The organism is Mycobacterium sp. E2497 (assembly GCF_001668695.1).
Taxonomy (GTDB): Bacteria; Actinomycetota; Actinomycetes; order Mycobacteriales; family Mycobacteriaceae; genus Mycobacterium.
In genome coordinates this window covers 62,520-84,958 of the sequence record NZ_LZKD01000139.1, presented here as the reverse complement: position 1 = coordinate 84,958, position 22,439 = coordinate 62,520, and the positions used below count along the sequence as shown (strand labels likewise).

General features: G+C 64.6%; 22 protein-coding genes and 4 tRNA genes. 8 read left to right on the top strand and 18 right to left on the bottom strand.

The features are described from left to right. Positions 1–36: 36 nt before the first annotated feature. Positions 37–3,306, bottom strand: a complete 3,270-nt coding sequence (locus tag A5713_RS12470; protein WP_068095884.1) for a serine/threonine-protein kinase — start codon at positions 3,304–3,306, stop codon at positions 37–39. A gap of 592 nt (positions 3,307–3,898) precedes the next feature. Between A5713_RS12470 and A5713_RS12465 the strand changes: the two genes are divergently transcribed. After that, positions 3,899–4,645 carry a sensor domain-containing protein gene (locus A5713_RS12465; RefSeq protein ID WP_082972920.1) on the top strand — a complete coding sequence of 249 codons (747 nt, stop codon included), beginning with the start codon at positions 3,899–3,901 and terminating at the stop codon, positions 4,643–4,645. A gap of 380 nt (positions 4,646–5,025) precedes the next feature. Here A5713_RS12465 and A5713_RS12460 read toward each other — a convergent pair whose 3' ends face one another. The 4 genes from A5713_RS12460 to A5713_RS12445 form a co-directional block, all read right to left on the bottom strand. Continuing rightward, entirely contained in the window at positions 5,026–6,735 is a 1,710-nt protein-coding gene (locus A5713_RS12460; RefSeq protein ID WP_068095882.1) for a CocE/NonD family hydrolase, read from the bottom strand. A gap of 68 nt (positions 6,736–6,803) precedes the next feature. Continuing rightward, entirely contained in the window at positions 6,804–7,853 is a 1,050-nt protein-coding gene (locus A5713_RS12455) for a zinc-binding alcohol dehydrogenase family protein (RefSeq protein WP_068095880.1), read from the bottom strand. 141 nt (positions 7,854–7,994) lie between these two features. Beyond that, on the bottom strand, positions 7,995–8,564 hold the full coding sequence (locus A5713_RS12450) for a TetR family transcriptional regulator (RefSeq protein ID WP_068095878.1): 570 nt from the start codon (positions 8,562–8,564) through the stop codon (positions 7,995–7,997). A 446-nt stretch (positions 8,565–9,010) separates the two neighbouring features. Then, positions 9,011–9,082 (bottom strand) — tRNA-Val (locus A5713_RS12445). A 181-nt stretch (positions 9,083–9,263) separates the two neighbouring features. Here A5713_RS12445 and A5713_RS12440 point away from each other — a divergent pair. The 5 genes from A5713_RS12440 (at position 9,264) to A5713_RS12420 (ending at position 11,128) form a co-directional block, all read left to right on the top strand. Then, a tRNA-Gly gene (locus tag A5713_RS12440) sits at positions 9,264–9,336 on the top strand. Between the two features lie 28 nt (positions 9,337–9,364). Continuing rightward, a tRNA-Cys gene (locus A5713_RS12435) sits at positions 9,365–9,438 on the top strand. A 13-nt stretch (positions 9,439–9,451) separates the two neighbouring features. Then, positions 9,452–9,526: transfer RNA gene (locus A5713_RS12430), tRNA-Val, on the top strand. A 142-nt stretch (positions 9,527–9,668) separates the two neighbouring features. Beyond that, a complete protein-coding gene (locus A5713_RS12425) occupies positions 9,669–10,133 on the top strand; it encodes a helix-turn-helix domain-containing protein (RefSeq protein WP_068095876.1) in 465 nt (154 codons plus the stop codon). A 20-nt stretch (positions 10,134–10,153) separates the two neighbouring features. Further along, positions 10,154–11,128, top strand: coding sequence for a PIN domain-containing protein (locus tag A5713_RS12420; RefSeq protein ID WP_231980377.1), 975 nt, complete (start codon positions 10,154–10,156; stop codon positions 11,126–11,128). A 765-nt stretch (positions 11,129–11,893) separates the two neighbouring features. Here A5713_RS12420 and A5713_RS12415 read toward each other — a convergent pair. The 12 genes from A5713_RS12415 to A5713_RS12365 all read right to left on the bottom strand — a co-directional run bounded on the left by A5713_RS12415 (position 11,894) and on the right by A5713_RS12365 (position 19,954). Beyond that, the gene (locus A5713_RS12415; protein ID WP_369804426.1) at positions 11,894–12,763 is read right to left on the bottom strand and encodes a helix-turn-helix transcriptional regulator; all 870 of its coding nucleotides are present in this window, start codon (positions 12,761–12,763) and stop codon (positions 11,894–11,896) included. 133 nt (positions 12,764–12,896) lie between these two features. Then, positions 12,897–13,703 (bottom strand): SDR family oxidoreductase, encoded by an 807-nt coding sequence (locus A5713_RS12410; RefSeq protein WP_068095921.1) that lies wholly within the window; start codon positions 13,701–13,703, stop codon positions 12,897–12,899. A gap of 131 nt (positions 13,704–13,834) precedes the next feature. Continuing rightward, positions 13,835–14,407: a hypothetical protein gene (locus A5713_RS12405; protein ID WP_067927261.1), complete on the bottom strand. Its 573-nt coding sequence runs from the start codon at positions 14,405–14,407 to the stop codon at positions 13,835–13,837. Beyond that, a complete protein-coding gene (locus A5713_RS12400) occupies positions 14,388–16,319 on the bottom strand; it encodes an alpha/beta hydrolase (RefSeq protein ID WP_068095872.1) in 1,932 nt (643 codons plus the stop codon). Before A5713_RS12400 ends, A5713_RS12405 begins: the two co-directional genes overlap by 20 nt. A 129-nt stretch (positions 16,320–16,448) precedes the next feature. Next, positions 16,449–16,733 (bottom strand): hypothetical protein, encoded by a 285-nt coding sequence (locus A5713_RS12395; protein ID WP_068095870.1) that lies wholly within the window; start codon positions 16,731–16,733, stop codon positions 16,449–16,451. Positions 16,734–16,800: 67 nt separating this feature from the next. Beyond that, on the bottom strand, positions 16,801–17,301 hold the full coding sequence (locus tag A5713_RS12390) for a hypothetical protein (RefSeq protein WP_067927268.1): 501 nt from the start codon (positions 17,299–17,301) through the stop codon (positions 16,801–16,803). A 74-nt stretch (positions 17,302–17,375) separates the two neighbouring features. Beyond that, entirely contained in the window at positions 17,376–17,567 is a 192-nt protein-coding gene (locus A5713_RS28270) for a hypothetical protein (RefSeq protein WP_142393448.1), read from the bottom strand. Between the two features lie 78 nt (positions 17,568–17,645). Beyond that, on the bottom strand, positions 17,646–17,969 hold the full coding sequence (locus A5713_RS12385) for a hypothetical protein (protein ID WP_102417953.1): 324 nt from the start codon (positions 17,967–17,969) through the stop codon (positions 17,646–17,648). Between the two features lie 103 nt (positions 17,970–18,072). Then, positions 18,073–18,381: a hypothetical protein gene (locus A5713_RS12380; protein WP_068095868.1), complete on the bottom strand. Its 309-nt coding sequence runs from the start codon at positions 18,379–18,381 to the stop codon at positions 18,073–18,075. 124 nt (positions 18,382–18,505) lie between these two features. Next, complete coding sequence (locus A5713_RS12375; RefSeq protein ID WP_067927277.1) at positions 18,506–18,736, bottom strand: hypothetical protein; 231 nt, start codon at positions 18,734–18,736, stop codon at positions 18,506–18,508. A 33-nt stretch (positions 18,737–18,769) separates the two neighbouring features. Next, complete coding sequence (locus A5713_RS12370; protein WP_142393449.1) at positions 18,770–19,513, bottom strand: hypothetical protein; 744 nt, start codon at positions 19,511–19,513, stop codon at positions 18,770–18,772. Positions 19,514–19,606: 93 nt separating this feature from the next. Continuing rightward, complete coding sequence (locus A5713_RS12365) at positions 19,607–19,954, bottom strand: DUF732 domain-containing protein (RefSeq protein WP_068095866.1); 348 nt, start codon at positions 19,952–19,954, stop codon at positions 19,607–19,609. A 657-nt stretch (positions 19,955–20,611) separates the two neighbouring features. Between A5713_RS12365 and A5713_RS12360 the strand changes: the two genes are divergently transcribed. Beyond that, the gene (locus A5713_RS12360; protein WP_067927286.1) at positions 20,612–20,824 is read left to right on the top strand and encodes a hypothetical protein; all 213 of its coding nucleotides are present in this window, start codon (positions 20,612–20,614) and stop codon (positions 20,822–20,824) included. A 7-nt stretch (positions 20,825–20,831) separates the two neighbouring features. Here the strand turns inward: A5713_RS12360 and A5713_RS12355 are convergent, their stop codons facing one another. Then, positions 20,832–21,167, bottom strand: a complete 336-nt coding sequence (locus A5713_RS12355) for a DUF732 domain-containing protein (RefSeq protein ID WP_082972918.1) — start codon at positions 21,165–21,167, stop codon at positions 20,832–20,834. 340 nt (positions 21,168–21,507) lie between these two features. Between A5713_RS12355 and A5713_RS12350 the strand changes: the two genes are divergently transcribed. Beyond that, positions 21,508–22,428: a cation diffusion facilitator family transporter gene (locus A5713_RS12350; RefSeq protein WP_068095865.1), complete on the top strand. Its 921-nt coding sequence runs from the start codon at positions 21,508–21,510 to the stop codon at positions 22,426–22,428. Positions 22,429–22,439: the final 11 nt, after the last annotated feature.

The window sequence follows — 22,439 nt, the reverse complement described above, 5'->3', positions numbered from 1 at the left end:
ACCTGCAACTACAGGCCCCCGCGGGACGATCGCCCGTTAACCGAGGCCGGCGTCGATGAGCAGCCGCGACAATCCCTGTTCGGTGCACAGGGCGCGCACCGCCGCGATGTCGTCGCGCGCGTCGGCGGCACGCCCAGCCGCGGTGAGGGTTTCGATGAGCAGCAGGCGGGCCTGCAGGGCGGCCAACGGCCGGGCGGCCGGGTCCATTCCGGCCACCAGGGCGCCGGCGCGCCGGCATGCCTCGTCCCGGTCTTCGCTGGCATGGCTGCGCGAGAGCAGCCGGATGCCCGAGGCCGCGTCGAGCTCGGCGGTGAGGATGGCGATGCCGTCGCCGCCGCGGGGAATGTCGCCGCCGGCCCGCAGCCGGTCCGCCTCGGCGGGGTCGATGGGCAGCCCCAGCCTGACCCGCTCGAGGGTGATGGCGGCGGCCAGGCGTGGCAGCCGCAGCTTGTCGGCCACCGCCATGCCCGCGTCGAGGCGGTCCACCGCGGCTTCGCGATCGCCCTGCGCGGCTTTGATTTTCGCGCCGACGACGTAGCGTGCCACCAGGTAGTCGACCCCGCCCCCTTCGGGGCCCAGGTGATAGCTCTCCTCGAGCAGTTCGGCGGCCTCGTCCAATTCGCCCGTTTCGTAGAGCATTTCGCCGAGCACCGCACCGGCGATCCGCGCCGCGTACGAGTGCGCCCCCGCCGCGGTGCCGGTCTCGAACGCCTGCCGGAACCTGCGCAACGCCAGCGGGATGTCGAGCTGCTGGCGCGCGGCGATGCCCGCCCAGCTGCGGGCGTAGACGGCGCCGACCGCGCCGACCTGCTCGTTGAACGGCTCCGCCCACTCCAGGAGTCGTTGCGCGGCGGAAAGGTCGAAGCGGTGGATCGCCGCGAACGCCAGCGCGATGGCGGCCGCCTGCGGGAGCACCGGACGCAGTTCGTGCGCCCTCGACATCACCTCGGCCAGCATGTCCTCGAGGCCTTCGATCCGGTCGGCATAGATCTCGGCCACCGCCCGCACCACCCTGGCTTCCAGGGTCAGCTCCGCGCACCGCGCCTCCGGCAGGTCGGACGTGGCGATGGCTGCGGCGAAGCGGTCGAGTGCGATCTCGGTGGCCTGGGTGCGGTGCAGCAGGATGTTCGACCACGCCATCGAGAGTTGCAGCAGCGGTCGTGTGGTCACGAGCTGCGGGGGCAGCTTCTCGACCAGGCCGAGGAAGGTGGTCATGCGTGACTGGTTGATCAGGGACCTGGTCTCGATGTCCTCCACTAGGTCCACCGCCCGGGCGGTCTCCCCCGCCGCCAGGGCGTGGTCGACGGCCTCGCTGATGTGGCCGTGCTCGGCGAACCACGCCGACGCGGCGCGGTGCAGGTCATGGAGGCGGCCGGGATCGTCGCGTTCGAGGCGGCGCCGGAGGAATCCGGCGAACATCTGGTGGTAGCGAAACCACTGCGGGTCATGGTCGATGTGGCGCAGGAACAAGCCGCGGCGCTCGACCTCTTCCAGCGTGGCGTGTCCGCCGTCGACGCCGGCCAACACCGATGCCAGCTCACCGCAGATGCGTTCGGTGATCGCGGTCGCCATCATGAAGTCCACCAGTTGCGGGTCGAGGATGTCGAGGACGTTCTCGGCCAGGAATTCGCCGACCTCCTCGCTTTCGCCCGACATCCGGCTCACCAAGGCGCCCGGATCGCCGCCGCCGCGCAGCGACAGCTTGGCCATCTGCAGGCCGGCGACCCACCCGTCCGTCGAAGCGGTCAGGGCCGTCACGTCGCTGCCCGCCAACTGCAGCCCGATGGTCTCGTTGAGCAGCGACCGCGCCTCCTCGGCATCGAATCGCAGTTTCTCGCAATCGATTTCGACCAGCTCATCGCGAACTCGTAACTTGCTCAACGGCAATCCGGCGCGCGACCAGCTGGTCACAATGATCTGCAGGTGATCGCAACCGTGGTCGATCAAAAATCGCAGAGCGTCGATGGTTTGGGCGTCCGAGACCCGCTGCCAGTCGTCGATGACCAGCGTGACGGGTTCGCCGGCCTCGTCGATCGCGTCGATCAGCGAGGTCAACACGTAGCGGGTCGCCTCGTCGCCGCGCTGCTCGATGATCTGCTCCAGCGGTTCGGCGAGCGCGGGACGTACCCGCCGGATGGCTGCAAGCAGGTGGGCGAGGAACCAGACCACGTTGTTGTCGTCGTCGTCGACCGTCAGCCACGCCACCGTCACGCCCGAAGCGGCCAGTTCCGCGCGCCACTGGGCGACCAGGGTGGTTTTGCCGTAACCCGACGGCGCGTACAGCAGGATCAGCCGCCGCCGCCCGGCCGCGCGCAGCAGCGCCATCAACCGGTCGCGCGGGACCAGCGACTGAATCGACGCGGGGGGACGGTATTTCGTCGACGGCGCCGGGGGCGTCGTGGTGGCCTCGCGCCGATGATCCGACGATCCGGCCGGCGGCGAGCCCGTGCGCTTGAGCTCGACCGGCACCACCATGTCGTCGACCGGGAGGTGGTGGCGGCGCTGTACCTCGCGCAGCTGTTCACCGTATTCCAGGGCCGACGCCGGCCGGCGTGACGGATCGCGGGTCATGGCGGTTTCGATGACGGCGATGACGTCCTCGGGCACCCGCTGTCTGGCCAGCATCTCGGGGATGGGCCGGCCCATGGGCGGGTGGCCGGTCAGCGCGCAGAACAGCGTCGCGCCCAGCGAGTAGACGTCGGATCCGGTTGTGGGAGTCGCGCCTTCGAGGAGTTCGGGGGCGATGAACGCCGGTGAACCGATGACCACGCCCGAGCGGGTCTCGAACCCGCCGGCGATGCGGGCCAGCCCGAAGTCGGTCAGCTGCGGTTCCCCGTAGTCGGTCAGCAGCACGTTGCCCGGCTTCACGTCGCGGTGCAGGATGCCGGCCCGGTGCGCGGCCTCCAGCGCGCCGGCGAGCTTGACGCCGATGCTGAGCGCCTGGCGCCAGTCTAGGGGCCCGTGCCCGCTGACCTGCCCCCACAGCGACCCCGTGCCGTGGTAGGGCATCACGATGAACGGCCGGCCGCCGCGGGTGGTACCGACCTGCAGGACGGTGACGATGTGCGGGTGCCCTGAGAGCCGGCCCATCGCGCGCTGCTCGCGCAGGAACCGGTCCAGGTTTTCGGGGTCGAGGTCGTTGGTCAGGACCTTGACGGCCACCATGCGGTCCAGCTCAGGCTGCGCGCAACGGTAGACGACCCCGAATCCGCCGCGCCCGATCTGCTCGACGCCCGCGAAGTCGAGTTCCGCGGCGACCCCGGCGATCAGATCCTGCTGGATCGCCTCTGCATCCACGTCGGCCATCGACGGTCACTGTCCTCGCGCGTAAAGAGGGTGGCCAACCCACCGGTCGTGTCACCCTATCGCGGAATGACCTGGGGCAATGGCAGTAATTTTTCGGGGGTCGTAGGCCGGGCCGATGATGAAGAGCGCCGCCGACAGGCCGGTTTGCGCAAAGCCGTATCCCGTGAACGAGGCGTAGCGGCAGTCACGAGGCGCTTAGAGCTTGGCACTGATCGGAGTGATCGGAGTGATCGGAGTGATCGGAGTGGAGCTTCATACCAGATTCACTTGATCCGGTAATCCGACATAAAACCGGACACGGTGCTTGCACCCCGATGCTGGGCATCGGAATACCTGCTCTCCGGGAATCCCAACGTTGCTCATCTACGGACTAACAGCAGGCGAGAACGTTCCTTGAGGGGTCAGACTCACACTCTGACGTAGCGCGCAGCAACATGGCTGGCCCGGCGTTTCGAAATGGGAATTGAGAGCTTCCTGGCGGCGAGCTAGGGACTTTCGACACTAGGTGCATCGGGCCGTTTACGCGTTGGCTTTGCATAAGCATCGCGGCCGGTCTGCGTCGCAGCCGCCCACGGTCCTGAGGAGATCAGGGATGAACATCACGGACAGTTTCGCCGTAGCCGCCACCTTCGCCGCTATCACGGTGGCGGTTGGGTGTGCCGGCGGGAAGGGCGGCGGCCACAGCGCAACGCCGGCGGCACCAACGGGGACAACCACGGTGACAACCACAGCGCCAGCGCCACCTCCGCCTCCACCCACGATGGCGCCCACCAGCATCGACTCGCTGATCCTGGCGCCGGCCACCGTCGGCGATATCGTCGGGACGAAATTCGACTATGTCGCCAAGCCTCCGCCGGGCTTTCTCTCCCCTCCGAAACCCGTTGCCGTCGTCGAGGGTAACCCCGAGTGCGGGGCGCTATACGGGCCGAACACCGACTCGTTTGGCGATTACACCGCATACCGGGCCAATTCTTATGAGCACGACATGACGCACCCTCCCCTGGTCAATCAGGACGTTGCGATGGTCGCCGACGCGAAAACAGCGACGCAGTTGCTGGACACCGCTTTCGCCAAGCCATTGAATTCCTGCGACAATGCTGTCACCAAGAATTCTTTCAATATGTACACTAAATGGCAAAAAATCGACGTCACCGCTACGGATGTGCGTTGGACGGCAACAGGATTGAAGAACGGTCAGGTCGTCGGTTCGGTCTGCGCCAAAGAGGCCCGGGCAAAGAACAATGTGGTCATCTATGCGCAGGTTTGCGAAGAGGGCAATGGCGCTCCGACGGCCCTAGCGACAATCGTGGACAAGATATCGGAGAAGATACCCGGGTAGGCCCGGCAGAGAAAATATTCCGTAGGAGAGAGCCGCTGCCCTGCGACATTGGTCGCAGCGGATGTGCATGATCTAGCGGGCTCGGTCGACGGTCAATCCGGTATCGAACCATGCCGCGACGACCCGCAATCGGGGACGCCAATTGGCGGATCTATCAAGAGAAGGACCGTGCCGCCCGTCCCCGCGTCCACTCGCCCGCTTCAGGCAAGCCGCAGGAGTCGTGCCCACCAATTTCCTGACCTTTTCCCCGACCGCGCAAAGCACTTACTCGACAAACACGACGAATTGCTCCAAGCAACCGCCGACCACGACGTCCCAGCGCGCCGGTTCCAGTGCCGAACGTCACGCGCTGCAAGCCGATCGGACCGTGCTCGTGCAATTCAGAAGGGTGGTCCCGGCTGGGATCGAACCAGCGACCTTCCGGGTGTCTCGGAGCAAGCATCTAAACAGGCCAATGCGGGAACGGGAAGGATTACCCGGGACTTCCCGTGATGGATGGTGTGGCGGCACGCTCGTAGCTCGGTGCCCGTGCCAGGTGACGCGTCGGTGCCTTCGTTCCGCATGTACTGGGGAAACGACCCGCCCGATACCTGTAGCCGTAGCCGGTGGCCGGCGGCGAGCCGATGTGCGCAGGGGTGCAGACGTAGCCGCAGCAGTCGGTCCCCGGCTGCGGGATCGAGCCGTAGGAAGGTCTCAGAGAAGTTGCGGGAACAGCCTTTAGTGTCGACATCGCAGAGCCGGACGAACACGTCGGCGTGCGGATTGCTCGTGCTGTGGTCCAGCTCCACGATGGGAGTGCCGATGATCTCCAGCATTGCGGGTAGCGCGGGGGTGGTGAAGGTCAGCACGTCTGAGCGTGATTCGAGGTCGCAGTTGTCGCGCACTCCGGCGTTGTTGTCGATCAAGGGCCCGGAAACCGTGGGTGTGGGATGTGCGGGGTCGTAGGTGAACGAGGAGGTGCCGGACTGCGCCTGCCGCATGGTGAGCTGTCCGGTCGGCTGTAGATAGTGGATCTGTTCGGTGCCTGGCGGTGGCCAGTGAGGGTGTTCGCGCCATTCGTCGGTGCCGGTGACGGCGATCCGGACGGGCTGGTGCGCGCGGGTGACGGGTTCACCCGCGAGGTGCTCGGCCATCCAGTCAAGGTTGCCGCGGGCGAGCTGCCCGTTCGCGCCGCTGACGACCTCCTGGTGTATCCATGGCCCGACGGTGAGTGTGACGTCGAGTCCACGTTCGTGCAGCACGTCGTACTGGCGCATGGTTTGGGTAAGCAGCAGGTCTTGCCAGCCGCCGACGAGCCGGATCGGCACCGACACCTTTTCCAGCGCGGCGCTGGCGTTGTAGGGCCCCCAGAACGGGTCGCTGAGGTCTGAAGTACACAGCCACTTGCGGAACCACGGCGCCCGGTGTCCGAGTGCAATGTCCGCGGCATCTGCCAGAGGGAGCGCCGCGACGGTGCGGGCGTTGAGCTTCGCTGCCCGAGCGAAGATCCACATGGTACCGAGCAACCCGAACCGTTCCTGGTTCACAATGACCCTCGACCACGTGAGTAAGTCATGGAGACGGAAAGCTCCTGTGCCCAAGCCGAATTCGGTGGCATCGTGCGGGCCGGCGATGATCACCGCCGCGCGCAGTTCTGGTGGCGGATCGACCAGCAGAGCCCACTGCGTCCATCCGACACCGGACGCGCCGTAGGTGGCTAGTCGCCCGTCGAACCACGGCTGCGTGCGCAACCAGGCCATAGTGTCTTGGCCGTCGTCCATGTCGGCGGCCATCGGCGTGAACTGACCGCCGGAGCCGAACGAGCCGCGGCAGCTCTGCGTCACCACGTGGTAACCATGTCCGGCAAATAGGCGCGCATCCATATTGATGGGCAGGCCCCGCCCGTACGGCGTGCGTATCAGGATCGTTCCCCGCCCCTGGGTGTCAGCAGGCACGTAGTGGTCGGCCAGCAGCGTGATCCCATCCCTCATGGGTACGGCGAGGTCACGTTCAATCCGGAAGCGATGTGTTGCCTTCGGCAACTTCCAGCGCCATGCAACCGCCCGGTCCAAGACCCTGGCGGTGAAGCCGGGCCGCTCATCCACGATCATCTCAACACCTCGATGCCGAAACATGTTGTGCTTCTACTTAGTTCATAGCTAACGGTCGGTCGTACATGTCATACAGTGACGACAAGCTTTCTTGCTGAGACGCCCTTCCGAAGGCGTTCGAGAGCGTCGGGAATCTTGTCGAGCCCGTCGCCGACGACCATGGCGTCGGGTGCGGCTCGGTACGTGCCGTTGGAAAGTGCTTTGGGCAGGAAGTCCACGTATATCGCGGGGCCGACTTCGTTGTCCTTGAGGCTTCCGCCCCAGATGGAATTCACACGGACCCCTTTACGGCGCCTGAACGACGACTCGACTCGGGTGAACAGCGCTGGCTGGGCGGACGAGATCCGATGGCTGCCTAGTACTTTCGATGCGATGGCCAGCGTCGGCGCCAGGGATCCTCGACCAATCGCGAGTGTGCCGGCAAGCGGACTGTCGCCCATCGCGTCGATGAGTTCGCTGGTCGCGGCGCGGCTGTGGTAGTCGACGGTTTCGGTGGCACCCAGTGAGCGGAGGTAGTCGAAGTTGCGCGGCGACGAGGTGGCGATGACGCGATACCCGGCATGGAGCGCGAGCTGGATCGCATTGCTGCCGACGCTGGTCGATCCGCCCCACACCAGGACGGTTTCTCCGCGATCTCGGGAATCGTTGGTGGGCAACGCCAGTGCGAGCTGATCTTGCTGGAACATGCCCGACGCTGCCGTCGACACTGCCATCGGTAGCACAGCCGCCTGCGCGAAGGGCAGACCAATAGGCAGTGGGGCGACCATGTGCTGCATGAGCACCACATACAGCTGGAAAGCGCCTTCTGCTGCCCGATTGCGGTTGCGCTCGATTCCTGCCGCATGGCCGACGACACGATCGCCCGGGCGCAGACGGGTCACGTCGGATCCAACTTCCACAACCTCGCCGGCAACATCGGAGCCGACCACAGCGGGAAACGTCAGCCACGGAAGTATCAGCCGGTAGGCGAAACCGGGGATTCCGTCGACAGGATTCACCGCGATCGCACGTGCCCGCACAACAACCTCGTCGGCCGCCGGTCTGGTGTACGGGGCAGGCCCGACCTCGAACCGAGCCCCGCGCTTCGGAAGCCAAAGAGCCATGTTCTGGGCGGGCATCTGCAGCTTCTCCTTGGTGTCATCGATCGCCGGCAGCGCACGGGCACCATCGATTCAACGTGATGTCATAACCTGTCATCAGCTTAGCACTAATGACAGGGACTGTCATCACCTGCTGTACCGCCCGCCAGGCGGCGCCGATCAGCGAGGCGTGGCTAAGGCTTTGACTTCCTCGAGCGACTCGTTGATGAGTTGTGCCAGGTCGCGGCCATTGACGTCGTCGACCCAAAGCTCAAACGCCACTTTGAAAACCGCAACTCCTATTTCTGCGGTCAGGCTTGCGGCCGGTTGTGCCACACCGCGCCCGCATAACGTGTCGGCGATCCCCGCGGCAAGCTTGGCGAGCTTGATCAGCTCCCGTTCCTGAAGCTGTGCGTTGGAGGCAATGACGGTCTGGCGTTGCCGCGCCTGCTCGCGAGAGCGGCCCTCAAAGAGGATCCCGATGGTCTTTAGTCCCGCGGCCATAGCGTCCATCGGCGCCGCCGAGTCGGGGGCGCCGGCAACGGCGCGCACGAACAAATCGTGTAGCGCTCCTTCGCCCCAGAACAGCACCTCGCGCTTATCGGCGAAGTACCGGAAGAACGTTCGCTCTTTCAGCCCCGCGCGCTCAGCGATTTCCGCCACCGTCGTCTGGTCGAACCCGCGTTCGCTGTAAAGCTCCAGGGCGGCCTGTTCAAGGCGGCCCCGCGCATTGGGTTCCCATCGACTCACGCCCCGATCCTAGATGATGACAGCCACTGTTATGGCGGTCATCGCCATGTCAGTAACTGACACCGTTCTGTCCGACGTCGATGGGCGATTGACGGGGCGCTTGGCTGCGCGCGTGCTCGCCACCGGCCGCATCGGGAATTATCGCCGCGGCAGCGCTCAGGGCGCAGCGCGGTCATCTCAAGGGTTGGCCATCAATTTAGAGCCGAGGTCGCCGGCCAGCGGTGTCATCCATATGGCGTGGGCCCCCGCCGGGCGCCGACCGGCGTCGAGGTTGGGCCGGTCGAACATCATTGGGCCCATTCGCCGACGTAGTCGCGCTGTGCACACGACGGGCAGTGCATTCGGCGATCAGGAGCCGACAGCCGCGACCGACCCCACACCGTGGAAACCGGACAAAGATGAAGCAACCATGAATGCACGCGCGCTATTTCTACAGTTCAGAAGGGTGGTCCCGGCTGGGATCGAACCAGCGACCTTCCGCGTGTGAAGCGGACGCTCTCCCACTGAGCCACGGGACCGGCGCCAAGAGGCGAACGACGTCGAAGATTAGCACGAGCCTGGTCTCGACAGTACCGGCCCATATCCCCCTTTAGGGCCCTGCGTTAGCCTGGACACGGCTCGTACCGAGAAATTTGTATGTGCCCGCTCACGTGGACTATCGTCGTGCTTCGCACCGGACGACGATCTCGTCCGAGGCGCGCGGATGTAGCGCAGTTGGTAGCGCATCACCTTGCCAAGGTGAGGGTCGCGGGTTCGAATCCCGTCATCCGCTCGAAGGTGCAAGTGGCATCAATCCCAGCGGTGGAGTGGCCGAGTGGTGAGGCAACGGCCTGCAAAGCCGTGCACACGGGTTCGATTCCCGTCTCCACCTCCAGCTTTTTGACCCCGCGCGATTAGCTCAGCGGGAGAGCGCTTCCCTGACACGGAAGAGGTCACTGGTTCAATCCCAGTATCGCGCACCAGAGTTATTGCAGCTCAAAGCACATTTTTCGCTTCGCGAACGATCCGCATGCACGTAACTAGCACAACGGCGCTTGCCCATGCGCATCCGATGCAAGGCGTTGCGCAGTCGATCTTTCGTTTTTTTCGAATTACGATGGTCGCATGGACGTTCTCGCCGACCACACTGTCTTGCCACCAGATTCCGCCAAAAGTGGGGAGTTACAAGAGCTGGCTGACGTCTTAGGTGAGCATACAGAGATGTTTCTGGTCACTTCGGACGGTCGCAAGTTCAAACTCAGCCATGAGCTATTGAATGTGCTAGCTCATGCCAGCAATGCTCTCGCCGACGGACGAGCCGTCACCCTAGAGCCGCATCGTGCGGTGCTGTCGACACAAGAAGCAGCCGACTTACTCGGCGTGTCTCGACCCACCCTCGTGCGCCTGCTGCAATCCGGTGAGATTACGTATACGAAACCGGGTCGCCACAGAAGAGTCCGATTGGAGGACGTGCTGGCGTACCAACAGCGGATACGCAAGTCCCGACGCAGCGACCTTGAGGCTATGGGCACCGAAGCGGCAAAAGATGATGCGTACGGCGTAGTCAACGGCTTCACGGAGACCCGCTGAATGTGGCCAGGATACGAGTATTGCTCGATGCCTGCGTGTTGCTCCCGTATCAGCTAGCTGATCTCCTACTTTGGCTGGCTGATGCTGAGATGTATGAGCCATTGTGGTCTGAAGAGATCCTGAACGAGGTTGAACGAAATCTCATCACGAAGTTCAATGTCGAGCCAGAGAAAGCATCGCGACGGCTAAACCGGATGCGGTCAGCGTTTCCGAATGCGATGGTCGAAGGCTATGAAGACCTCGTGGCCGCGATGACGAACGATCTAAAAGATCGTCATGTGGCAGCAGCGGCCGTACGCGGCGGAGCCGCGATCATAGTGACTGCCAACATCCAGGATTTTCCGCCAGAATCATTGGAGCCGTACGATATTGAAGCGGTTCACCCCGACGATTTCCTGCAGGATCAACTCGATCTCGATCCGACGGTGACACTGGCCTGCCTCAGGCAGCAACGTACGGCATACAGGCGGCCGCAGTTGACAGTTACCGAGTTCTACCTCAGCCTACGGCGGACAGTGCCGCAATTCGTCTCGCGCGCAACGCAGGCGGAGAAGGACGACTTCGACGCCAGCATCCCGCCATTGGAGATAAGGTCAGCAGAAGAGGCACAACAGGCGTTCTTTCCCCATGGTAGCCCCGAACCAACCGACCCCCTAGGAGCGGCAACCCTCTGGTGGATTGCGCTCCTAGGAAAAGAAGACCCCGAATACGACGAAGCCCTAAGGCATTTGACATTCAATCCTCCAGCATGGGGCAACTTTGACTTTGCGCTTCAGTGGCTATCGCAGGCAGGGATCATGCAATTTGTCGAGCGATGCCCGGGTGACGACGAAATCCGGTATGTCAAATTTATGCCGAATGCTGAGCACTCAATGCAGGCCTTCGACGACTACCTGTTGGAGCATGGTTACGTTTTGACTATGATCCTATGTCCTGACGGCTGGTGGCGTGCATGGGTCTATCGGAGAACTATTTTCCAACTTCAGCGGACGTGAGAGGCGGGGCCCAATAAGGGAGGAGCCGATTTCGGGTTGCGCTCGCATCGGTGTCTGGTCGGGTGCAGGCTAGTTCATGAGCCTGAGCGGTACCTCAGCGCGCCATTGCCCGCATCGCCCGCGTTGATCGGTACGAGCGTCTGGCATCGAACGGCAGCCGATCGAACGCTCACAGTCGCGTCAATCGCCAGGATCACCACCCACGATTAGCACCGCCCTCGACGCCAACCCATCCACGAACGCGACGAGCGCCGCGAGATCGCCAGACACAAAACTCGCGGTAACGCCGCGGCCACGGCAACAACCGTGTTCTTTGAACCCTGCTGGTGCTGACGTCGTGCTATGAGCAGCGGCTAGCGAAAGGAGCGCGACGATGATATCCGCATTTATTGCTGCGGCGTTGGTCTTGGCGCCGTTATCGCCCGCGCCGGGGGATCAGTGTCCGTTGGGGGCACCTCCTACGACGGATGGGCAGGGCAAGACGATGGTGTGTGTACATCACCATGAGTTGAACCATACGAACATTTGGGAATACCCCGCTGAGTAACTGTTCAGGCGCACCGCCCGCGCGGCGAGCAGCCCTGTAACTGAGTCACGAAATACCGCTTGGATCTGCTTCTGTGGCTCTACACATCCGCTCGAAGTGCTCAGGACGTGCGGACTCGAAGAACTCCATGCACCGCCGGACCTGTATGTGAAATCACTCGAACATCCAGCACGTCAACGCTTTCGCTGCCTCGCCGTGGGAGTAGCGATTGCGGGTGCTTAGAGTTCGGTCGCCAGCGTCTGTTGGCTGGCCGCCCACGACGCCAGGAGCGCTAAATTGTCAGCGGTCGGCGTGCCCGCGGGTGCGGTGTAGACGGTGAGATGCAGCCCGGGCTCGGCGGTCAGCTCCATCGACTCGACGTCCAAGTCGAGTTGGCCCACGACTGGATGGTGCAGACGCTTGCGACCGGACCGGTGCAGCCGCACGTCCTGAGATGCCCACCGTTGCCGGAATAGCTCACTGCGCGTTGATAGTTCGCCGACGAGGGCGATCAGCTCCTCGTCGTGCGGATTGCGGCCGGCTTCCATGCGCAGCTTCGCGGCCGCGTCCCTGACGATTTGGTCGTAGTCGACAAAAAATTCTCGGGCCGCCTCGGGGTGCAGATAGACGAACCGCGCTGTGTTCGCGGGTCGTCGCGGGTCGGCCAGCACCGGTGAATACAGCGCGCGGGCCAGTTGATTCATGGCGAGCACGTCATAACGGCCGTTATGGATACAGGCCGGCGCATCGGAGATGGCGTCGAGCACCTGCTGCAGTGTCGAGCGCACCGCCACGGCCGGCTTGTGCCGACGTGGGCGGCTGGGCGCACCGGATTGGCGTGCGAGGTGGAACAGGTGGTCCCGCTCGGCCTCGTCGAGTTGTAGGGCAGAGGCCAACGCGTCGAGCACGCCGTCGGAGGCGCCACCGAGGCTGCCGCGCTCCATGCGCACGTAGTAGTCGACCGATACCCCCGCCAGAAGCGCTACCTCTTCGCGACGCAGACCCTTGACCCGACGATTGCCGCCGTAGGCGGGCAAGCCCGCCTGCTCGGGTGCGATGCGGGCGCGACGCGAGCTGAGAAACTCCCGGATCTCGGTGCGTGGATCCATGGTGGGCATCCCTTCACCGTAGGCGCGCCGCGCAGGCAAAGGGAGGTACTGCTGGTACCCCGGCGACTGCATTGCCCATCCTCGCGGTGTCCCGGAGGGTGCGTTGGCCGCCGCTGAAGCCTCGCACCGACGCCTAGGGCGTACCCGACGCGGTCGTGGCGATGCCGCCGTCCACCGGGATGATGGCGCCCGTGAGGTAGGACCCGGCCCGGCTGGCGAGAAACACGGCGGTCCCCGCCATGTCGTCGTCGCGGCCGAGCCGGCGCAGAGGGGCCGCCGCCGTGATCGTGTCGCCGATGGCATCGAGCGTGGCCGCCATCATCTGTGATGGGAACACTCCCGGTGCTATCGCGTTGACCGTGACGCGCTGTGGGCCCAGCTCTCTGGCGAGCACTCTGGTGAGTTGATGGAGTGCCGCTTTGCTGCTGGCGTACGAGTAGTTGGGCGACTGGGCGACGTGGATGGCGGCGATGCTGCCGATGTTGATGATCCGCGCGGGATCATCGGCGGTGCCCGCTCTGCGAAGTGCGGGCAGCAGCGCTTGCACCAGCCAGAACGGCGACTTGAGGTTGAGATCGATGACGGCGTCCCAGGCCTCGTCAGGGAATGTCGCCAGCGGTTCGCGCCACATCGCTCCTGCGTTGTTGACCAGAATGTTCAGGCGTTCCGAGTTCAACGTCACGAGGTTGGCGAGGCGCTGACACTCGTCGTGGCGGGACAGGTCGGCGGGGATCGCCTGCACGTCACCGAATTTCGAAAGCTGCCGCTGCGCCTCCGCGCACGCGTCTGCACTGCGTGAGCTGATGACGACGCGGGCCCCTGCCTGCAGAAGGCCGCGCGCTATCATCAGCCCGATGCCCCTGGTGCCACCAGTGACCAGTGCGTACTTTCCACTGAGATCGAAAAGTCCTGTGTGCGAGGTGAATTGGTTGTCTGCCATCTTCACCAGCTTGACAGGCGCGCGGAGCCCCCGGGAGGCCCTGGCGATACAGGTACTCAGAGAGCCACCCTTGAATCCCTACGGGGCGGTGCTGGAGGCAGCTCCATCCGCCATCGCGACTCAGCTGAGTCTTATCGCGCGGCCAACTGGTCGTTGATGTTGGTCCACTGACCTTCGCCCTTGTGGTTGCCCATGTTTCGGCATTGGCCATCGAGGATGATCTGCCCGTAACTGTGGTCGGACGGCATGAAGCTGATGCTGGCGGCCACGCCGTCCTTATTCAGCGTCGCCCCGTGGTAATGCTGGCCGGGTGGCGCACCGTCGCTCCACCCGTGGGCGATCATCGCCGTTCGGACCTGCTGGAAATAGGCGTCCGGGTCGCCGTGGATGAGGAAGCTGAGCGTGACGGTGCCCTGGAACGGCGGGTCGCCTTGGTCGTTGCAGGAGGCGAAGGAGAACGCCCCGCTGACCCCGTCCAGGTTGGCGGCGGCGACGATTTGTCTGGCCGGCTCGATCACCTGTGCCCTGGTCTGGTCGTCGCTCATGGGGTGGGCGGTGTCTTCATACGGATTGGTAGGTCCGCTTGCTGGTGGTTTCTGTTGCACTGGCGCGCATCCTCCTAACAACACGGCGACGACCAATACGGAAGTGAGCAGGGCTTGGCGCCACGACACGCGTTGTTCCTTAATGGTGGTGTTGAGCATCGAACACATGGTTGTCGGTGATAGATCCTGGCGACCGCTCCCATTCCGGGTCAATGACGTCCGGCGTGTGCGGACCGATGGTGACCGGGGGCAGGCCCGGGATTCGGACTTGGACGCCCCCGAACGAATGGCGGTGTTCGGCTGTCATGCCGTCGGCTTGGAGTTGGTCGCCGTGGCCGGAGACGATGTCGGCCATGCCATAGAGGGCTTCGCTGCCGCGGTGGTAGTAGTACGAGTGGTCATGGGGGTTGATGCCGTCGGAGCCGGGAACCTCGGCGCGGAAGCGCACCGACCCGAACCCGTCGACGGCGGGATCGGTCCCCAGGCTGGGGTTGGTGCCAAAGAAGTTCTCGCCGAACAACTTCTTGCTCGCCCCGTCGAGATGGCCGAGCATGCCGACCGGGTCGGTGGATGCGTCTCCCACGAAGACGTGTCCACCGTCGAGATGGAACTGCGCAGCGGATTGTGCCGCGTCGGTGCCCGGACAGCCCAGTAGCACAGCGTCATTGGCGTGCATGCCGTGTAACGCGAAGGCGTCGGCGACGGTGGTCGAGCCGTAGGAGTGCCCCAGCACCGTGACATGCTGGCCGGCGCCGAGGTGTGTCGCCCACAGACCGTTGACGTCCTGTGCCAGCGCCGCACTGCCCGTGCGGGCCAGTGCGGGTGTCGAGATGCGCTGAACGTCGTCGAAGCCGTTCGGGGCGTCGTAACCCATCCACGCGATGACCGCCGTCGGGTTGTTCGGGTCGGCGGCATTGGACTGTTCGAACAGATTGATCGCGTCGTTGTGGCCGTCGTGCAGCCAGCCGCCCTTGACGCTGCTGCTGGTGCCGGGCACGATCACCGCGGTGTTCTTCGCGGTGTCGGGGTTGCCGATCGCGATCGCCGCCCTGCCCTTGCCGCCGAACGCCGTTGGGTCATAAGCGAACAGGTAGACCGGGTTCGGGTGAAGCGGGTCTCCCGCGTCGTGGTCGAGGCCCTGCTTGGTCTCGTTGGCGTTCTGGTACCGGGTGACGTCGGTTGCCGACAGCCCGAATTTCGCGGGGTCGCGCAGCACGTCATCGACCGAGACGCCGTTGCGGCCGGCGATGCCGCGCACCCGGTCGAGGTCTTGGTTCATCACCGCGAGGTTGGCCTGATTGCGCGCCAGGATGGGGACGCCATTGAGGTTGCCGATCTGGTCGGGGTGCTCGGCGATGAATCGCTGGCGCTGCTGCGCGGTCAGCGATGTCCACCAGCGGTTCACGTCTTCGGGTTTGGTGCTCGGCGGTGGGATCTGGGTGTCGGCATCGACCGGCTGGAGGATGTTCGGGTCGTAGCCGTCGGTGCGCAGATTGCCCAGGCAGTTCTGCAGCGTGGCCGAGTAGCCGTCCCGGATCGACCCCATGTCGTGCAGCGCATCCCGGACATCGTCGGCGGCGTCGGCTTTCGCGTCCTCGATCAGCTTCTCCAGGAAGGCCTGGGACTTCGCGTCGAGGTTGCCGTGCTGCAGGTCGTGTTCCGCCGCGTCGATGAGGTTGTCCAGCCCCTGCAGCTCGTGTTCCAGCGTGGCGATTCGCTGCGCGCCGCCCTTCTGCGCCTCGGCCAGCGCGGCGGCGATGTTCTCCAGGTCGGCGCCGATCTTGGGCAATTGCTCCGACTGTGCGCCAAGGGATTTGACCACCCGCTGCACTTCTTGGGAGTCGTTGATGGGGTGGTCGCCGTTCTGGTGGTTCCACGCGGCGTCGAAGCGCTTCCGGGCTTGTTCGAACGCGTGGTCGGCCTCGGCGGTACACCGGCCCGCGCCATGGAAGGCCTCGGCCAGGCTCGAGATCTGAGACGGGCTACCGGCCTGCAAGCTCTGGTTGATCGCCCACGGATCGCCGCCGGCTTTCGCGATCAGGTCGGCGACGCTGAGCCATTTCAGCTGCATTACACCGCCCCCAAAAGCCTCAGTCCTTCAACCGGCTAAAGGTTACCTCCGCAGCACCCGCGGCGACGTCGGTGTTTGTCGTGGCCGTGGACAGATCGGCCGGCTGACGGGAGCCGCCCGCTCAGGGCTTTACGGCCGCTCCTGGATCACGCACTCCACGATCCGATTGGCCAAACGCGGGTCGAATCCCATCCGCGACACCTTCCGGGCTTCAGCGGCGGGCGAGACACCGGAATTGAGGTCCTGCTCGATGACCCCGATGAGCTGCTGATTCTGGGTGTCGTGCTCCCACAGCGGGACCTCCGTAATGCTTCCTACGCAATTTCCGTAGCCGCTCAAGTCGGCCCGCGCCGGTGGGGCCATCAGCGTGGCGATAGCGATGCCGACCGCGGCAGCAACGGAGAAGAACCGCACGATCTCAGGTGTACCCAGCTGGAAGACCGAGTAATCAGCAAACGGTTTGGTGTCGTCCGGGGCGAATTCAGACGCGCTCGGCCTTCATGTCCATGTCGATCGTGCCCTGGCACGCGCCGCTCAAGATGTCGGTGTGCATCAGGCCGTCGAGGGACCCGTCGGGTTGGGGCGTGTAGCGCACGGTCGCTCGGGCCGGGTTCCACTGGATCGAGGTGTCGGGCATCATGCAGTCCCACTGGAAGTCGTTGGTTTGCGACCAGGATTTTCCATCCCACGTGAACTGGATCGGCTGCGGAACCGTCGGGTTGGTCGGCGGCGGGCCGCTGACGATGGTGGCGACGCACTTGCCATTCGTGCAGCTCGAGCGGAAACCGTAGACCTCGGTGTGCTGGCCCTCGGGGTTGCCGACCGCCATGCTGGTGCCGGCCTTTGGACCCACCATGAACGTGATCGCGTACTGGCCGTTCCACGAAGGACTGTCGGCGACAGCGGTCGGGGGAATCAACATGGCGATCGGCAGCGACGCAGCGCACAATCCGACGAAGCTTTTCACGGGGTCCGACGTCATCGCTTCTCCTCGAGGCCGTACCCCTTCCATAGTCATCTGCCGGTCCGTCACGAGCAAGAGTCTGGCCGGTTGCCTCACCAACCCCACTCGTCGTCGGCGAGGACATCGACAGTGAGAGCGTTGTCGGCCGCGTGTTTGGTCCCGTAGTAAAAGGTCAGCAGGGTGCGGTCGCCCTCGAGGGGTTCAGTCGCGACGACGGTGGCGTGCCCGATCTTCATCCGGATCTTGTCGCCGGGCTTCAACTCGTCAACACGTTTAAGGGGCACGCTCCACCCGTCAGCTGCACTGAAGTGCCAATGCTACCGACGCTCTGGTCATCCATCGGCGTCCCGTCGACCAGCGAACTACTTCGAGGCTTCCTCGTAGCGGGCTGAGGCCACCAAGGCCGCGCCGAGCAGGACCAGCAACGGTACGAACACCAGTGGGTAAGTGGCGACCGCGGCGATGGCGATGATGACGCTCGGCACCATCAACGCCAGCGCGGCCGTCGGATGCCGTTCGCCCAGGGCGACGATCCGGGCCGGCGCCGCGAACGCCGCCTCGGCCTGCGGCTGCCAATCCGGCCGATCACCATACGAGCGGTGGGTTTTCAGGCCGCACCCCACGCAGGTACGCCCATAGGAGTAGCGGGTTTTCAGCCCGCAACCCAGGCAGGTGTGGGTGGTCATCCGATCATGATCTCATCGCGGCGAGCGGCCCTCGCGGCCGACGCGTTCGACGTTCCTCAGGCTGCCAACTTCTGAATCGGGCGCCCCGCTGACGCCCGCCCACCTAGTCTTTGTCTTTGTCGTCTTTGTCTTTGTCGTCTTTGTCTTTGTCGTCTTTGTCTTTGTCGTCTTTGTCTTTGTCTTTGTCGTCGTCCTCGTCTTCGTCGTCGTCGTCTTCGTCGTCCGGATCCTTCGACTTCTCGGAGCGATCGAGCTTGTCCGCGAATTTCGTCAGCAGCTCAGCCAGGTCGCGCGCCTCGTCAGACGCCAACGACTCGTCGAACAACCGCTCGTCGTCCTGCGATACGCGCTCGAGATAAACCGCGTTCTCCTTGATGCTGACGTCCCACCGGCCGCCCTCCTCACGAACCATCCGATGCCGCCTTCCGAGTAGTGACCTGATCGCTGGAATCGGCGCGTCCCGGCGCGCTACCGGCTTGGTTACCCACTTGCGCCGCTCGCACCTCAGCGAGGTCCGCGCCCCCGCTGCGGCCGGGTCACGGCGCGATCGGCCGCTTGAAGAAGCATGCGACGGAAAAGGCGCCCCGGTGGTCGGCGTCGAGCCCGACCATCTCCCATCCCTGGCGGCCCAGTTCGTCGGCCTTCAGTTTCATCTCGTCCATGGCGGTGTCGCCCTCGCAGAAATCCCACGTGTACTCCCATTGCTGCGGGTACCACTTGCCGTCGGAGGCCAGCCACCATCCCGGGCCCGGTGAAGGATTGTTCATGGGGTCGTGAGTACCACAGGGCGCGAGGCCAACCTATGGCGCGTAGGCCCACCCGAGAAAGATGTTCTGCGAATCGGAGGGACTCGGTCGTATTTCCCGGATGTGCGGTGGGGTGAAGTAGTTGGCGGTGAGGTATTGGCCGTTGCCCTCGCTGAGCATCACGTGCCCGGTGCCGTGATCGAATCCCGGATTGCTCGTAAAGACGAGCGCCCCCTCCGGAATGTTGTCGGCGTTGGTGTGAATCAACCCTTTGCGGTTGAAATCGTTGAACGCGTCCATCGCCGACGGGTATCTGAACGCGTGGCTGTAGGCCTGCTCGACGAACGTCTCGCATTGCACCGTGTTGTCCGGATCCGCGGCCATCTGGCCACGTGCCCACGCCATCGCGCGAGCCGCCTTGTCTTCGCCGGTCGCCGCCGCCGGGGCCGATCCCCCACCGCCGCAGTCGGGGCCGAGGGCGTCGAGGGTGCGCGTGTCGATGTCCACGTCGGCGACGTAGTGACCGTCAGATGTCTTGTACCACAGGCTGTCCCAACCGCCGTCGCTGATCTGGTAGCTGAAGAAGCCCTTGACCGGCTCGCCCGCGGCGTGGCACACCAGGGTCAGGACCTGCCCGGCGTTGTACACGCCGTCCTGGCCCGACTTCAGGTTGGCGGCGTTCATGCGCGGGGTGGTCGGCGCTTTGACGGTGCCGGTGGTCTCGGCACGGGCCGGCGCGGCACTCGGCAGACCCAACGCAAAAACGGCTGCCGTCACCGCCGCCATTGCTGCTTTCATTGCCCGGTCTTTCCGCCACGCCCCTATGAAATTGATCGGGACGCTACACCGGAAACAATGGCCGTGTCTTAGAAATGGCCCTAAGAATTCAGGTCAGCAGTGGTCGGTCCAGCACCGCTGCAGCGGGCAATAGGTCGAATGCGCCAGCGTCACCATGGAATGGACGTCCCCGAACGTGACGTTTCTCGGGTCCAGGTTGGCGTGGATGTTTTGGGCGATTTGGTCGTACGTCCAGCCCCACCCGAGATCGTCGCAGATGAGGCGCCCCATGCCGATGAGGGCGGCGTCGTGGTCCGGCGGCCAATTGAAGCCCTGAGCGCGCAGTTGAGCCAGGTAGGCGTCGTCGGTGGCATCGGCGGTCGCGACGGCCGTGCTGGCGATGAGGGCGACACCGGCCATGACGGGGACGGCCAGTCGCGCCGGCCAGCGAGATGAGGGCATTTGATCCGCTTCCTTTCTTTCGTGCCGTTGACGACGCGCGCAGGATGCGGCTCCAATGCGGCAGGATTCGAAGAGTAGGAAAACTAGGGAAAATGCAGCTTATGGAAAGTTGAATAGTCGGCTTCGCGGCCGACGAATGTTCAATCCGATCGCGGGGAGGGTCACGGCCCGGGTGGAGGCGGAGGTGGCGGCGGAGTCCAGCGCTTGCCATCGGTGGTCCATCCGCACGGCAGCCAATTCAACTGTGGGCCATCGAAGGTCAGGCATTTGGGTGTACCGGGTGGGGGCGTCGGCCCCGGCGACGGCGAGTCAGCGTGAGCGACAGCCCCGCTGAGCATTACGGCCCCAACGGCCACGAATATCGCTGCGGGCTTTCTCATCGCTGGCGGACCCACCGAGGCGATCGCCGCTACCCTTCGGCCTGCGCGTTCACCCTGTGAATTCTAGTCGCCCGGCCCTGTTCAAGACCTGGAGAATTCCTGCGAATCGGCGGTGACGCCGGGGCACCTCCGACGACGGGATCGCGCCGGCGGCAGTCGGTTTGCTGCGGGTCAGCGCGGGCTCAGCGTTCGCCCCAGGCAATGACCGAGTAGACCCGCAGTTCTGCAAATTTTTCTGCCCCGCAATGACTTTCGCCGCCGGGGTAGAGTCGCGGGCATGAATTTCATCGAGTGGCTGAGAACCCCGCACTACCTGCGGACCCGTTTGATGATGGAACGGCAGCCGATCAGGAACATCGAGATCGAGACGGTGTTCCTCGAAATCTCCCACCGGGACGCGCTGCTGCGGTTCCCGGTGATGCTCATGTTCCTCCCGAGGCGCGCCCGCCCGTCGCGCGACCGCACCCCGCGCCCCGCTCAGGACAAGTGACCGCGCGTCAGCTTTGCGTGGCTTTGCTGACGTATTGCGGGCAGTAAGACTGCGTCGCCGCACCGATGAAGTAACCCGAATTGTGGTCGCTCAACCCGAGCGCGCCTTGTACGTCGGACAACGTCTGCGCCAGAGTCGCACCGTTGGCCCAATCCTGGCAAACTCCATGTCCGGCGTTGACGACGGTCTGGTCCGACAGGTTGGTAAAGGTGATTCCCTGCTTCGTGAGCGCCTGCAGGAAAACGTCGTCCGTCGAGTCGGCGTTCGCGATCGGGGTGGCGACGACGGTCATACTTGCCACAACGGCAGCGAGCGGGCCGGTCAGACGTGCCGGGTTCTTCATGATGACTCCTCGGTGGGCCTACATTTGCACTGGACCGAAATACGCACATCGGTCGACGCGCTGACGAGTTGACGCTTCGGTCCGTCGATACTGTTACACACGTGACGCATTGGCGCTTGGCAAACTCGAAAACAATCGCTTAGGTACCGCTGAACCGTCTATTAATTGACGGGAACGCCATTTATACGGGAATGGTTGTACGCGCTCCACGGCGAGCGCATTGAACGACGCAACTGCGGATTGCGCGACGTCGAGCCCGGTAGCCCGCCGATGCCGACCCTGCTGGGCCTGGGTCCGTAACCGGGTTGGGCGCCGGCGATCGATGGGGCATGCTTGCCCTATGCACATCGTGAACGGCGTCCGTGACCCGGCGGCAAGCTTTCCCCTCGACACCGTCACCGACGATGCGGCCGAGCGTCGACAGGCCAACCGGGCCGTCGCCGTCAGCGCCATCGGACTGGCACTGACCGGGCTCATCGAATTGGCCATCGCGCTGCTGTCCGGCTCGGTGGCCCTGCTCGGCGATGCGCTACACAACCTGTCCGACGTCTCCACCAGCATCCTGGTGTTCGTCGGGTTTCGCGCTTCGCGCAAGGTTCCCACCGAGCGCTATCCTTACGGCTACGAACGCGCCGAGGACCTGGCCGGAATTGGTGTGGCCCTGGTGATTTGGGGCAGCGCCGCCGTCGCCGCGTACGAGAGCATCCACAAGCTGCTCCGGCACGGCGGCACCGGATACCTGGGCTGGGGCATCGCGGCGGCGATCGTGGGCATCGCGGGCAACCAGCTGGTGGCCCGCTACAAGTTGGTGGTGGGCAGGCGGATTCGCTCGGCGACCATGGTGGCCGACGCGAAGCACTCCTGGCTGGACGCGTTGTCGTCGGCGGGGGCGATGCTCGGGCTGATCGGCGTGGCACTCGGCTGGGGCTGGGCAGACGCCGTCGCCGGGATTGTCGTCACCGGATTCATCTGCCACGTCGGTTGGGAGGTGACCGCCGACATCGCGCACCGACTGCTCGACGGCGTCGACCCCGAGATCGTCACGGCCGACCTGCCCGTCGCCGCCACGGTCCCCGGCGTCACCCACGCGCACGCCCGGGCCCGGTGGACCGGACGGACCCTGCGCGTCGAGGTCGAGGGTTTCCTCGATCCCGACACTCCCCTGGCCGCGGCCGACCGAATCGGTCGCCAGGTCGCCGCCGCGCTGGCGCCGCAGATCCCCGAGATGCACAACTTCACCTGGACGGCACGGGCCGCCTGAGCCACGGCCCG

What these genes read in the sequence shown, in the direction of transcription:
- A5713_RS12400 (WP_068095872.1), bottom strand. Translation starts at nt 16,319, where the DNA reads ATGCAGCTGAAATGGCTCAGCGTCGCCGACCTGATCGCGAAAGCCGGC.
- A5713_RS12405 (WP_067927261.1), bottom strand. Translation starts at nt 14,407, where the DNA reads ATGCTCAACACCACCATTAAGGAACAACGCGTGTCGTGGCGCCAAGCC.
- A5713_RS12380 (WP_068095868.1), bottom strand. Translation starts at nt 18,381, where the DNA reads ATGGTTCGTGAGGAGGGCGGCCGGTGGGACGTCAGCATCAAGGAGAAC.
- A5713_RS12385 (WP_102417953.1), bottom strand. Translation starts at nt 17,969, where the DNA reads ATGACCACCCACACCTGCCTGGGTTGCGGGCTGAAAACCCGCTACTCC.
- A5713_RS12415 (WP_369804426.1), bottom strand. Translation starts at nt 12,763, where the DNA reads ATGGATCCACGCACCGAGATCCGGGAGTTTCTCAGCTCGCGTCGCGCC.
- A5713_RS12355 (WP_082972918.1), bottom strand. Translation starts at nt 21,167, where the DNA reads ATGAAGAACCCGGCACGTCTGACCGGCCCGCTCGCTGCCGTTGTGGCA.
- A5713_RS12425 (WP_068095876.1), top strand. Translation starts at nt 9,669, where the DNA reads ATGGACGTTCTCGCCGACCACACTGTCTTGCCACCAGATTCCGCCAAA.
- A5713_RS12350 (WP_068095865.1), top strand. Translation starts at nt 21,508, where the DNA reads ATGCACATCGTGAACGGCGTCCGTGACCCGGCGGCAAGCTTTCCCCTC.
- A5713_RS12360 (WP_067927286.1), top strand. Translation starts at nt 20,612, where the DNA reads ATGAATTTCATCGAGTGGCTGAGAACCCCGCACTACCTGCGGACCCGT.
- A5713_RS12370 (WP_142393449.1), bottom strand. Translation starts at nt 19,513, where the DNA reads ATGAAAGCAGCAATGGCGGCGGTGACGGCAGCCGTTTTTGCGTTGGGT.
- A5713_RS12365 (WP_068095866.1), bottom strand. Translation starts at nt 19,954, where the DNA reads ATGCCCTCATCTCGCTGGCCGGCGCGACTGGCCGTCCCCGTCATGGCC.
- A5713_RS12455 (WP_068095880.1), bottom strand. Translation starts at nt 7,853, where the DNA reads ATGCCCGCCCAGAACATGGCTCTTTGGCTTCCGAAGCGCGGGGCTCGG.
- A5713_RS12390 (WP_067927268.1), bottom strand. Translation starts at nt 17,301, where the DNA reads ATGACGTCGGACCCCGTGAAAAGCTTCGTCGGATTGTGCGCTGCGTCG.
- A5713_RS12375 (WP_067927277.1), bottom strand. Translation starts at nt 18,736, where the DNA reads ATGAACAATCCTTCACCGGGCCCGGGATGGTGGCTGGCCTCCGACGGC.
- A5713_RS12470 (WP_068095884.1), bottom strand. Translation starts at nt 3,306, where the DNA reads ATGGCCGACGTGGATGCAGAGGCGATCCAGCAGGATCTGATCGCCGGG.
- A5713_RS12465 (WP_082972920.1), top strand. Translation starts at nt 3,899, where the DNA reads ATGAACATCACGGACAGTTTCGCCGTAGCCGCCACCTTCGCCGCTATC.
- A5713_RS12460 (WP_068095882.1), bottom strand. Translation starts at nt 6,735, where the DNA reads ATGATCGTGGATGAGCGGCCCGGCTTCACCGCCAGGGTCTTGGACCGG.
- A5713_RS12410 (WP_068095921.1), bottom strand. Translation starts at nt 13,703, where the DNA reads ATGGCAGACAACCAATTCACCTCGCACACAGGACTTTTCGATCTCAGT.